8 protein-coding genes are annotated in these 12,066 nt (G+C 61.4%); 6 read left to right on the plus strand and 2 right to left on the minus strand.

Translation table 11 applies throughout. The features are described from left to right. Positions 1-23: 23 nt before the first annotated feature. The gene (locus ACQ4WY_RS06890; RefSeq protein WP_436503349.1) at positions 24-200 is read right to left on the minus strand and encodes a hypothetical protein; all 177 of its coding nucleotides are present in this window, start codon (positions 198-200) and stop codon (positions 24-26) included. A 128-nt stretch (positions 201-328) separates the two neighbouring features. Here ACQ4WY_RS06890 and ACQ4WY_RS06895 point away from each other — a divergent pair, with 128 nt between their 5' ends. The 3 genes from ACQ4WY_RS06895 (at position 329) to ACQ4WY_RS06905 (ending at position 3,015) form a co-directional block, all read left to right on the plus strand. Next, positions 329-991, plus strand: coding sequence for a hypothetical protein (locus ACQ4WY_RS06895; protein ID WP_436503351.1), 663 nt, complete (start codon positions 329-331; stop codon positions 989-991). A gap of 212 nt (positions 992-1,203) precedes the next feature. After that, on the plus strand, positions 1,204-1,827 hold the full coding sequence (locus ACQ4WY_RS06900) for a hypothetical protein (protein WP_436503352.1): 624 nt from the start codon (positions 1,204-1,206) through the stop codon (positions 1,825-1,827). A gap of 159 nt (positions 1,828-1,986) precedes the next feature. Continuing rightward, on the plus strand, positions 1,987-3,015 hold the full coding sequence (locus ACQ4WY_RS06905) for an acyl-CoA dehydrogenase family protein (protein WP_436503353.1): 1,029 nt from the start codon (positions 1,987-1,989) through the stop codon (positions 3,013-3,015). A 74-nt stretch (positions 3,016-3,089) separates the two neighbouring features. Here the strand turns inward: ACQ4WY_RS06905 and ACQ4WY_RS06910 are convergent, their stop codons facing one another. Continuing rightward, positions 3,090-9,977 carry an IPT/TIG domain-containing protein gene (locus tag ACQ4WY_RS06910; RefSeq protein WP_436503354.1) on the minus strand — a complete coding sequence of 2,296 codons (6,888 nt, stop codon included), beginning with the start codon at positions 9,975-9,977 and terminating at the stop codon, positions 3,090-3,092. Between the two features lie 357 nt (positions 9,978-10,334). Here ACQ4WY_RS06910 and ACQ4WY_RS06915 point away from each other — a divergent pair, with 357 nt between their 5' ends. The 3 genes from ACQ4WY_RS06915 (at position 10,335) to ACQ4WY_RS06925 (ending at position 12,030) form a co-directional block, all read left to right on the plus strand. Next, positions 10,335-10,868, plus strand: coding sequence for a phage tail protein (locus ACQ4WY_RS06915; protein WP_436503356.1), 534 nt, complete (start codon positions 10,335-10,337; stop codon positions 10,866-10,868). 25 nt (positions 10,869-10,893) lie between these two features. Beyond that, positions 10,894-11,427, plus strand: a complete 534-nt coding sequence (locus ACQ4WY_RS06920) for a phage tail protein (RefSeq protein WP_436503357.1) — start codon at positions 10,894-10,896, stop codon at positions 11,425-11,427. Positions 11,428-11,496: 69 nt separating this feature from the next. Continuing rightward, positions 11,497-12,030: a phage tail protein gene (locus ACQ4WY_RS06925; RefSeq protein WP_436503358.1), complete on the plus strand. Its 534-nt coding sequence runs from the start codon at positions 11,497-11,499 to the stop codon at positions 12,028-12,030. The last annotated feature ends 36 nt before the right edge of the window (positions 12,031-12,066 follow it).

Consider the following 12,066-nt stretch of genomic DNA (forward strand, 5'->3'; position numbering starts at 1 on the left):
TCTGGCGGCGGCCGGCGCCATTTTCAGGCGCCGGCACGAATTTCATAATCGGCCATATCAATATATGCCTCCCGCAGGATTAGGTGCGGCACCCACCTGTTTCTCTTCGCCGCCATTAAATGGCGGCACTTGAGATTATCTTCGTTTATCTCCCGCCACATCAGCACCAGGATCAACCGCTCCTGCCAGAAATTATCCAATGGCCATGCTCAATGCAGGCATTGCTGCCAATTACGGATTTAACAAGAATAAAATAGACATGTACCTTATAATATCGCCGCGCATACGGCACGGCCTCCAGCCGGTTGATAATTTATAGGGATTACGCATGAAAAAAGTATTGGCTTTATTAATGGTATCGAGCACCGTGGTATTGACTGGCTGCGGTGGTGGTGGCGGTGGTGGTAGCGGTAGCGGTAACAATAGCGTTAGCGGTGACGCAGTTGTCCCGCCGGTGGTGGTCGCGCCCCCGGCTCCGCCGGCACTGGCCGCTTATGTTGGTACTTGGCAACCCGCTTGTAACGGCCATTTCCGCCAGCGCCTGGTCGTCGCCCTCAAAAGCGATGGCAGCGGCGCTTTGGAAATGTCGACCTACGGCGAAAATTTCAGCACTCCCGATTGCAGCGGCCCCGTGCAGTTCACGGAAACCACGAGTGAAAAGATTATCGCGACGCCGGATGGCGCAGGCAATATTCAGCTCAAGCTGGCGGCGGACAGCCCGGCGTCGGACATCCGCATCGACAAAGTCGTATCATCGCTTCCAGCCCACACCATCCAGATTACGGGTCCTACCGTCACTACGGTGATGCTGGATGGCAAACCGCATTGGCGCATCAATGATGGCAGTGGCAACTACACGGACATCCCCGATACCGGCTTGCAAAAAGCAGAAAGTGGCAAGGGCGGCTTTTATCTGCGCGGCAATGAATTGTTTACCGTGATGGAAAAAGACGGCGCTTATGTACTCGATATGCGCTATGTAAAACAGTAAACGATACATTAGCCATTGCGCCGCATGGTCGGCGCAATGCGCACCAGTGACGCCGCATATTCCCTTCAGTCCACCAATTCATTTCAGCGCCTTGCCGCGACATGATCCAAATCAAGTCAGAGATAGTTTCGGTGAGAATTTCCCCCTATTAATACTCCTATAATCAGGCCGCGTTGGCGGCACGCTCCGCTGCCGGATGAAAAGGACTCTGAATGAAAAAATTATTGGCAGTATTGGTCGGCTCGGCCGCGGCACTCCTGACCGGCTGCGGTGGCGGCGGTGGCGGCGGTTCGACACAGCAGCTTGCCAGCGATTCCGGCACCAACTCGCCACTGGCCGCGTATATCGGCACGTGGCAGTCGGCCTGCGACAATCACGACCGTCAATCGCTCGTCATCGCGTTCAAGAGCGACGGCAGCGGTTCGCTGGAACTGACGCCGACCGGCGAGACCTACTTCAAAGCCGATTGCTCCGGTGCCGTGATCGCGACGGACGGCATGAGCGCGAAGATCACCGGCAAGCCGGACGGTACAGCCGACATGCTGATCAAGCTGGCGGACAATGCCGCGCCGACGAACTTGCGCGTCGATAAGATTACCTCGTCGGTTCCGGCCTATGCTTTCCAGCGCAGCGGCACCACCGTGAACTATGTGTTGCGAGATAAGAAGCAGCAGTGGTGCGTCGACGTGGACAATGGCGAATCGTGCATGTTGGACAAAGGCATGCTGCCGGCGCTAAGCGTCCCCGGCGGCCTGTCCTTGCGCGGCAACGACCTGTACACGGTGATGCTGGACAAGGGTGTGTATGTCCTGGACATGCACTACGTAAAAAAGTAAGCGCGTGATCTGTTGCAGGGCCGCCCGGCCCTGCAGTTGCCGCAGCAACATCTTCTTGCCCGTCGCTTCACGGACTCGTGGCCATTAGCAGCTAATGTGTAAAATCAAACAGACATTGCAAAAATAAAAAGCTATCCTGTTAAAAAACAGGAGCTTGCCATGTCGCAGCATACCTTCCCCCTGCCCTCCCACGCCGCACTGGATGCTCTGCTGCAGCCGCAGGACAGCGCTTTCCACCCCATCGAAGGCTTGCGGCGTTTGCGCGACGCGGGACTGGACCAGTTACCCCTGCCCGGCCACGGCGCCACCCTGCAGCGCTGGCAAATGCTCGCTGCCATTGCCGCCATCGACCTCTCCCTGCTCAAGCTGTATGAAAGCCATACCGATGCGCTCGCCATCCTGGCGGAAATCGGCGGCCCCGGCGTACCGGCCGGCAGCAGCTGGGGTGTCTGGTGCGCGGACATGCCGGGCGCGCGCGTCCGCTTGCGGCAAACGCATGATGGCCGCCATGTGCTCGACGGACGCAAGGCCTGGTGTTCCGGAGCGAAGGGCCTCAGCCATGCTTTGCTCTGTTGCTGGAACGACGATGGCCAGGCTTGCCTGGCCTCCGTAGCCCTGTCGCAGCCGGGTGTGCACGTCACGGACGAAGGCTGGCAGGCCGTCGGCATGCATGCCTGCGCCAGCGTCGACGTGACTTTTTCTGCCGCGCGCGCCTTTCCCGTGGGCGCGCCTGGCGCGTATCTGCAGCGCCCCGGTTTCTGGCATGGCGGCGCCGGCATCGCGGCCGCGTGGTATGGCGCGGCCGGTGCTGTCGCCAGCCACCTGCATGCGCGCGCGCAGCACGCCGCTCCCGACCCCGTCCGCCTGGCGCAACTGGGACAAATCGATTGCGCGCTGCGCGCCACCGGCGCCCTGCTGCGCGAAGGCGCGGCCGAGATCGACGCACAGCCGCAGCGCGACGCCATGGGCCTGGCCCTGCGCCTGCGCCTGGCAGCGGAAGATGCAGCCACCCTCGTCCTGCACCTGGCCACGCGGGCGCTGGGCGCCGGCCCCCTGTGCAGCGATGCCCGCTTCGCCCGCCTGGCAGCCGACCTGCCCGTCTTCCTGCGCCAGAGCCATGGGGAACGCGATCAGGCCCTGCTTGGCGGCATTGTCGCCGGCGCCGAAGAGCACCCCTGGACGCTGTGACGGCGCGCGGGCAAAAAAAATCGCCGGACCGGATTGACTCCGGGCCGGCGCTCAGGGCTCGCCTGACTACATGATTACTTGAGCGGCATGGCGATACCGAACATCACCGACTGGGTACGTCCGCTATCGATGTTCAGATTGCTGTTGTAGTCCAGCGTGATGGTCATGCCATTCGACAGCAGCAGCTTCACGCCCAGCCCCGCCGCCCAGTTGCCCGTCTGCTGCGGCACCGTGCGGATCACGTACACGGGGCCGTCCGCCACCAGGTCGGCATATGCCAGACGCGCATCATCGGCGCCCTGGAACTGGTGGCGGTACTCGAGCCGCGCACGCGGGAACCACGTGCCCAGGCCGCCCACATAGATGCCCTCGGCCCGCACGCCCAGCGCGCCGATGCGCGAACGCACGGTTTGCTTGAAGTAGCTCAGGGCGTTGATGCCCGCCGCCTTCTCCGTGTACGGATCGAGCTTGGCCGACATCAGTTCCACGCGGCCATATGGCGACCACATCCAGGTTTCCTGGCGCATCTCGATGCCGCCCACTACCGCGCCGAACACTTGCTTGCCGTCACGCTCACCGGTGGCGAAACCGCTGCCATCGGTCAGGTAACGCGACGCATCGTACTGCAAGGTGCCGTAGCCGAGCACGCCGTCGAGGAAGACGCCCTTGCTTGGACGCAAGCTGCCATACACGGCCGCCACGGCGCTGTCGGCCGTGCTGCGGCTGCCGTTCTGGCCCACGTCGCTGCGGTCATGGCTGAAGCCGGCGCCCACGCCCAGGGTGGCCAGATCGCTGAGGCGGTAATCGCCGCCCACGCTCACGCCATTGGTGCGGAAACGGAAGCCCGTGTCGCGGCCATTCACATAGTGCTGGCCGAAGTCGACCGCGCCACCGAGCCACAGCGACAAGGCCTGCTTCTGCGTGTCCGGTTTCTGCGGCATGTCCGGCAAGCCACTCGTGGCCTGGCCGACATCCGCACCGCCCGTCTTGTCGCTGCTGAAACCACCATCATGCTGGCGCAAGGCCGCCTTGCGCATGAACGGTTTCACGGCCGTGCCAAACACGCGGTCCGCTTCCTGCTCCTGCCAGCGCGCCAGCGCCGCCGTCGGGTTGCCGCTGTCGTTCGGCGGCGTCAGGCTCAGGCCAAAGCTCGACCGTCCCCAGCCGTCGCCATGCAGGCTTTCCAGGCGCTGCGTGAAGTTCGACAGCTGCGCGCTGGCGAAACGCCGCGCCGCATCGGCTTGCGCCGCCTGCAGGCCGATCACTTCAGGATCGACCGACGGGTCGCGCCGCGCCGTCACGGTGACGTTGACCACGCCCGGCTTCGAGGTGGCATAGGCATTGCTCAGGGTGTAGCTGACGACGGCCGCACCGGCAAACTTGCCCGACGCCGCAAAGCTCAGCTGGTACGATGGCTTGCCAGCCGTGCCCACGTCGCGCACCACCGCCTTGCCCGCCTCCGCCGGCGCCACGCTGAGCACATTCGCTGCCGTGAACGGGCCGCCCGTGGCGCCCGCCGTCAGGTCGACCGTCACCGTCAGGCCCGCCACCACCGTGGCGCTCTGGCTGACCACCTGCGGCATCGGATTGACACTGATGCTCGCTTTCACCGGCGCCGAGGTGCCGAACGCGTTCGACACGGTGTAGCCGATGCTGATGTCGCCGCTGGTATTGATGCCTGGCGTGTAGACGATGTCCATGCCGCTGACCGTCGCCGTACCGCTGGCGGGCTGCGTGGTAATCGCCACTGCCGTGAACGGTCCGCCGGTGGCGCCTTCCGTCACATGCAGGGTCACCGGCGTGCCGGCCAGTACCGTCGCCGTCTTGGCGACAGGCACCGGCACCGGCTGCGGCGCCACCGTCAGGCTGACCGTGGCCGGCGCGGAAGTGCCACCCGGGCCCGTCGCCGTGTAGCTGAAGGCGTCAGGACCGAAGTAGTCGGCATTCGGCACGTACGTCACCTTGAAAGCGCGGCCGCTGCCGCCCCCCGCCGCGCCGCTCGCCACCACCGTGACGCGCCCATGCTGCGGCGGCGTGACGATGGTCACATCCGTGATCGGGCTGCCATCCGTGGAAGCGATAGTCAGGCTCACTTCCTGGTTGGACGAGGTGGTCGCCGTCTCATTGGGCACCGGCGGCGGCGCCTGGTTCACCTGCAGGGTCAACGCTTGCTGCACCGTGAACAGGTGCGCGTCCCTGGCCTGCAAAGTAAAGGCAAAGCTGCCCGCCACAGTCGGCGTACCGCTGACGATGCCGGTCGCCGCATCGAGCACCAGGCCAGTTGGCAAGGTACCACTGCTCAGCGCATACGCGTATGGCGCGACGCCGCCAGCGGCCGTGAATGTCTGGCTGTAGGCGTCGCCGGCACGGATCGCTGCCAGGCTGGACGGCGTCAGGCTCAGGACCGGTGCCGCCACTGCCAGGGTGTAGCTGTTGGTCGCGCTGAACGGTGCGCCCACGCCCGTGCTGCTGTCCGTGACCTTGATGCTGAACGGGAAACTGCCGGCCACATTCGTCATGCCGGAGAGCACGCCGGTGGCCGCATTCAGGCTCAAACCGGCAGGCAGGCTGCCGTTGCTGACACTGAATGTGTATGGCGCCGTGCCGCCTGCTGCCGTCAGCGTTGCAGAGTAGGCCGCTTCTGCCGTTGGATTGGTCAGCGTGGCTGGCGTCAGGCTGACCGAGGCCGAGGAAACGACCAGGGTATAGCTTTGCGTGCCGGTAAATGCATGCGCATCGGCCGCTTGCACGGTCAAGGTGAAGCTGCCGCCCGCCGTCGGCGTACCACTGAGCAAACCGCTGCTGTTCAAGGTAAGGCCGGCAGGCAGACTGCCGGTCGACACTGTGTAGGCATAGGGGCCGATGCCGCCGCTGGCCGTCAATTGCTGGCTATAGACTGTGGCAGCAGTGGCGGCTGGCAGGGTCGCCGGCGTGATCGAAATCGTCGGCGCAGCCACTGTCACGGTATAGCTGCTAGTGACGCTAAACGGCGCCCCCACGCCCGTGCTGCTGTCGGCAGCGCGCAGGCTGAAGGTAAAGCTGCCGGCGACATTCGTCGTGCCTGACAGCACGCCGGTAGCCGTGTTCAGACTCAAGCCGGCAGGCAAGCTGCCGCTGCTAACGCTGTAGGTATATGGCGCTGTGCCACCGCTGGCCGTGAGGGTAGCACTATAGGCCGTTTCCGCAACCGGGTTAGGCAAGGTTGCCAGATTCAGGGTGAGCGTAGCTGGCGATACGACCAGGGTATAACTCTTCGTACCGGTAAATGCATGTGCATCGACCGCTTGCACGGTGAAGCTGAAGCTGCCTGCCGCCATCGGCGTACCACTCAGCAAACCACTGGCACTCAGGGTAATGCCTGCAGGCAAGCTTCCGCTCGTCACCGTATAGGCATACGGTGAGCTGCCACCGCTGCTTGTCAATTGCTGGCTGTAGGCGGTGCCAACGCTTACTGCGGTCAGCGCCCCTGGCGTGATCGCAATCGTCGGCGCAGCCACGGTACCGCTATAAGCGCGTGAAGCTGTATAAGGACCAGGGCTGGCACTACTGTCAGTTGCAGTGACGGTAAAACTGTACGCGCCTGCCGCCGTCGGCGTGCCCGACAACACGCCGTTGGCCGCGAGGGTCAAGCCAGCAGGCAAGGTGCCGCTGGTGATGGCAAAGCTGTAAGGGGTGACGCCGCCTGAGGCGCTGATCGTCTGGTTGTAAACAGTGCTTGCTGTGATGGCTGGCAAAACGGACGGCGCCACGCTGATCGTCGGCGGCACCACATAGGTGAATTGGTCTGCACCGCTGGTAGCGCTGGTGCCACCACCCGTGGTGACCCGCACATCCACCGTACCCGTACCGGCAGGCGCAGTCGCTGTGATCTGTGTAGCGCTGCTGACAGTAAAGCTGGCGGCATTGCTGGCGCCAAACCTCACTGCCGTTGCCCCCGTCAGGTTGCTACCGGTGATGCTCACAATGGCGCCGCCCGTAGCTAATCCCGCGGCGGGCGAAATACTGCTCACCGTTGGCGCCGCCACATACGTGAACTGGTCTGCGGCGCCGGTGGCGCTGGTGCCACCAGCTGTAATGACGGTGATATCCACCGTACCAGTTCCTGCAGGCGCAGTTGCCGTAATTTGCGTGGCGCTATTGACGATAAAGCCGCTGGCATTGCCACCGCCAAAGCGCACTGCGCTTGCCCCCGTCAGATTGGCACCGGTGATGGTCACGCTGGTGCCACCCGCAGCAGGACCGGAGGTAGGTGAAATACTGCTCACCGTTGGCGCCGCCACATACGTGAACTGGTCTGCGGCGCCGGTGGCGCTGGTGCCACCGCCCGTGGTCACCCGCACATCCACCGTCCCCGTACCGGCAGGCGCGGTTGCCGTAATTTGCGTGGCGCTGTTGAACGTAAAGCTGCTAGCTGCCGTACCGCCAAAGGTGACTGCCGTCACACCACCAAAGTTCGTACCGGTGATGGTCACGCTGCTGCCACCCGTGGCGGGGCCAGCAGTAGGTGAAATACTGCTCACCGTTGGCGCCGCCAGATACGTGAACTGGTCTGCACCGCTGGTGGCGCTGGTGCCACCGCCGGTAATGACGGTGATATCCACCGTACCAGTACCGGCAGGCGCAGTTGCCGTAATTTGCGTGGCGCTATTGACGGTAAAACCGCTGGCATTGCCGGCGCCAAAGCGCACTGCTGTTGCCCCTGACAGATTTGTACCGGTGATGGTCACGCTGGTGCCGCCCGTGGCGGGGCCCGACGCAGGTGAAATACTGCTCACCGTTGGCGCCGCCACATACGTGAACTGGTCTGCGGCGCTGGTGGCGCTGGTGCCGCCGCCCGTGGTCACCCTGACATCCACCGTGCCCGTACCGGCAGGCGCGGTCGCCGTAATTTGCGTGGGGCTGTTGAACGTAAAGCTGCTGGCTGCCGTACCGCCAAAGGTCACTGCCGTCACACCAGCAAAGTTCGTACCGTTGATGGTCACGCTGGCGCCCCCCGTGGCGGGGCCAGCAGTAGGTGAAATACTGCTCACCGTTGGCGTCGCCAGATACGTGAACTGGTCTGCGGGGCCGGTGGCGCTGGTACCGCCGCCCGTGGTCACCCGCACATCGACCGTGCCCGTACCGGCAGGCGCCGTGGCGGTAATTTGCGTGGCGCTATTGAACGTAAAGCTGCTAGCTGCCGTACCGCCGAAGGTCACTGCCGTCACACCAACAAAGTTCGTACCGTTGATGGTCACGCTTGTGCCACCCGTGGTGGGGCCAGATGTAGGTGAAATACTGCTCACCGTCGGTGCCGCCACATATGTGTACTGGTCTGCGGCGCTTGTGGCGCTGGTGCCACCGCCGGTAATGACGGTGATATCCACCGTACCAGTACCGGCCGGTGCGGTCGCTGTAATCTGCGTGGCGCTATTGACGGTAAAGCCTGTGGCATTGCCTGCGCCAAAGCGCACGGCTGTTGCCCCCGTCAGATTGGTACCGGTGATGATCACGCTGGTGCCGCCCGTGGCGGGGCCGGAGGTAGGTGAAATACTGCCCACCGTTGGTGCTGCTATATACGTGTACTGATCTGCGGCGCTGGTGGCGCTGGTGCCACCGCCCGTGGTCACCCGCACATCCACCGTACCGCTACCGGCAGGCGCGGTAGCCGTAATCTGCGTGGCGCTATTGACGGTAAAGCCAGTGGCCGCCGTGGCACCGAAAGTGACTGCCGTTGCGCCACTAAAATTAGTACCCGAGATGATCACAGTGGTGCCACCAGTGGCAGGGCCAGCAGTAGGTGAAATACTGCTCACCGTTGGCGCCGCCAGATACGTGAACTGGTCTGCGGCACTGGTGGCGCTGGTGCCGCCACTAGTGGTCACCCGTACATCTATCGTCCCCGTACCGGCAGGCGCAGTCGCTGTAATTTGCGTGGCGCTATTGACGGTAAAGCCGGTGGCATTGGTGGCGCCAAAGCGCACTGCCGTTGCCCCCGTCAGATTGGTACCGGTGATGATCACGCTGGTGCCGCCCGTAGTGGGGCCCGTGGTGGGCGAGATACTGCTCACCGTGGGAATAGGCAAAGCATTGATCGTCAGGCTGATACTGATCGTTTTGGCATAAGGACCACCGCCACCCGTACTATCCGTGGATTTCAAGACAAAATTGAAAGTACCTGTACCTGTAGGCGTTCCCGACAACAGGCCGCTGGCCGACAGGCTCAAGCCCGTCGGCAAAGTCCCGGACTCCACTACATAGGTGTAGCCAGAGGTGCCGCCGCTGGTACTGAATTGCTGGCTATAAGCCTGTGACACGGCTCCTGCCGCTGGACTTGCTGGTGTAATCGCCAGCACAGGTGCGGCCACCGTGAATGAATAGTTCTTGGTGGTGGTAAGCGCTGTCGGCGTGGTCGAATCCGTGATCTGCGCGCCAAACACGAACACACCAGTCGCCGTCGGCGTGCCTGAAATAAGGCCCGCGGACGACAAACTCATACCTGCCGGCAAGAGGGAGGATAGCGTATAGGCATAGGGGGCGATGCCACCGGTGGAGCTTATGGTTTGGTTATAGCTCACGCCAATCACGGGAGCGGGCAAGCTGGCCGGCGTCACCGTGATGGGACTCGTTGGCGGCAAGATCGTCACGACAAAAACGATATCGCCAGCAAGGTCGTCACTCAGAGTAAAGGTATCGGAAGTAGCCCCGTCACTATTATTGGTGTAGACAACGATGCCAGTGCCATTGCCAGCGACGTTAGGGATGCTGCCATGCGAAGGCGGCACGGGCATACCCGTAAAGCCGAACGGCGTGCATCCGGACAGGTCGATCGTGTGGTTTCCTCCTGCAGCCACCGTGAAGCTCTGGTTCGGTGGGCACTCCGTGCTGGGCCCTGCCGCCTGCGCCGGGCTGACACCCAAGGCCAGCGTCAGCAAGCATAACCAGGCGAACAGTTTTATCGAACTGGACTCTAATCTGGACATCAAACCGGCACCGCCTACCCCGGCGCCAATTATTTGCTGTCGATGAAATGCAGGGGAAAAACGAGAAAAAAAGCAAATCAACCGATGAGATATGCCATTGACAAAAAATAACATTATTTCCCCGCACAGAGATTTTTAAGCCGAAATTGAGTAGGAATCCAGATAAAAAAACGATGCTAAAAAAATACATTCTACGGCGGCAACAAATATTGACGCTTGCCGTACGTCAACGTATGCTACCTTGCATGGCTAATAAAGCAACTAAAAAAAGGAGATTACCTAAAAAACAACAACGATACGAAATTAGACATGTAAGCAGTCCCACCGGCACCCCCACTTAACACCTGGAGAACAAGAATGGCTGATGTTTATGTTGGACAAATAATGATGAGCGGATTTGGCTTTGCCCCGCGCGGTTTTGCACTCTGTAACGGGCAAATACTGCCTATTAACCAGAATCAAGCCCTGTTTGCGCTGTTGGGCACCACCTACGGCGGCAACGGTTCAACCACTTTTGGATTGCCTAATTTGCAAGGGTCTGTACCTATCCATACAGGTCCATCCGTCGATGCAAGTTGGCAGCCTACTACCTATCCTATTGGTAGTCGTGCCGGTGTTGAAGCTGTCACATTGACAGCGACTCAAATGCCCGCGCATATACATACCGCCTCAGCCTTGGGCACGGCGGCTACTCTGAAGAATCCCAACAACGCGCTATTTGCCGACAGCGGTGCAGAAGCCATTTATGGCAATGCATCGGGCCCCAAGGTGACGCTGGCCAGTCAGACCTTGGGCTTGACGGGTGGTAACTTGCCGCATCCGAATATGCAGCCATTCCGCGTCATCAATTTCTCCATTGCCTTGAACGGCATCTACCCTAGCCGTAACTAACCAGCTAACACTCCCGGAGATAGCTATGAGCACACCTTATATAGGCGAGATCCGCCTGTTTGCCTTTTCCCGTATTCCGAATGACTGGCTGGCATGTGATGGGAGCCTGGTATCGATTGCCAACAATGAAACCTTATACACCTTGCTCGGCACCACCTACGGTGGCGATGGCGTCAATACCTTTGGCCTGCCGGATCTGCGCGGACAGGTTCCCGTGCACCAAGGCACAGGGCCGCAATTGACGGCACGGGTGCTGGGCCAGAATGGCGGCACCGAACAGGTAACCCTGCTGGCGACCCAGTTGCCGCAGCATACGCATGGATTTAATGTGACGAGTGCAGTGGCCACCGCCTCTAAACCGGCAAGCGATCTGCTGCTGGCCGCCCCAGCTAATAATGACAAGATGTATACCAGCAGCCTGGCTGGCCTCACCTCTTACTCACTATCGCAGGCCGCAGTTACTAATACCGGCGGCAACCAGGCGCACGACAATACGATGCCGACCCTGACCGCATCCTTTTGCATCGCTGCGTTCGGTATTTATCCGTCCCAGCAATAACAGCTTCCGTGCAAGCAAAGCGCCACCACAGTTGCGCATTGCCAACCAAACTGACCAGGAGAATCTATCGTGACCTCACCATTCCTCGGCGAGATACAAGTCTTTGGCTTCAACTATGCCCCGGCCGGCTGGGCCAGCTGTAATGGCGCCACCCTGCAGATACGTCAATATACCGCCCTGTTTTCATTGATCGGCACGCAATATGGCGGCGATGGGGTCAACACCTTCCAGCTGCCCAACTTCACGGGACGCGCGCCCTGCGGCCAGGGTCAGGGGCCAGCCCTGACGGCGCGCACCATCGGCGATACGTTCGGCAGCGAAAACGTGCAACTCGATGTAACGCAAATTCCCAGCCACACCCATCAGCTCACTGTTAAGCGTCAACCGGATGCGAGCTTGCAACACAATGTTCCATTGACTAATGACGGTTTGATTACCGTCGGTAGTGTGAATACTTTCTTGCCGACAGCAGCCCCTAGCACCACATTTGCTGCCGCGGCGCTCTCTCCCGTGGGAGGCAACCAGGCACACGAAAATCGCCAGCCGCTGCTGGCATTGAACTTCTGTATCGCCTTGCAGGGTGTATTTCCTGCATTTGGCTAATTACAGTACGCTAGGGACAGGCAATGCCATCGCGGT

Source organism: Janthinobacterium salmonicoloratum (assembly GCF_051380845.1).
Lineage (GTDB): Bacteria > Pseudomonadota > Gammaproteobacteria > Burkholderiales > Burkholderiaceae_D > Janthinobacterium > Janthinobacterium lividum_F.

What these genes read in the sequence shown, in the direction of transcription:
- ACQ4WY_RS06895 (WP_436503351.1), top strand. Translation starts at nt 329, where the DNA reads ATGAAAAAAGTATTGGCTTTATTAATGGTATCGAGCACCGTGGTATTG.
- ACQ4WY_RS06900 (WP_436503352.1), top strand. Translation starts at nt 1,204, where the DNA reads ATGAAAAAATTATTGGCAGTATTGGTCGGCTCGGCCGCGGCACTCCTG.
- ACQ4WY_RS06905 (WP_436503353.1), top strand. Translation starts at nt 1,987, where the DNA reads ATGTCGCAGCATACCTTCCCCCTGCCCTCCCACGCCGCACTGGATGCT.
- ACQ4WY_RS06910 (WP_436503354.1), bottom strand. Translation starts at nt 9,977, where the DNA reads ATGTCCAGATTAGAGTCCAGTTCGATAAAACTGTTCGCCTGGTTATGC.
- ACQ4WY_RS06915 (WP_436503356.1), top strand. Translation starts at nt 10,335, where the DNA reads ATGGCTGATGTTTATGTTGGACAAATAATGATGAGCGGATTTGGCTTT.
- ACQ4WY_RS06920 (WP_436503357.1), top strand. Translation starts at nt 10,894, where the DNA reads ATGAGCACACCTTATATAGGCGAGATCCGCCTGTTTGCCTTTTCCCGT.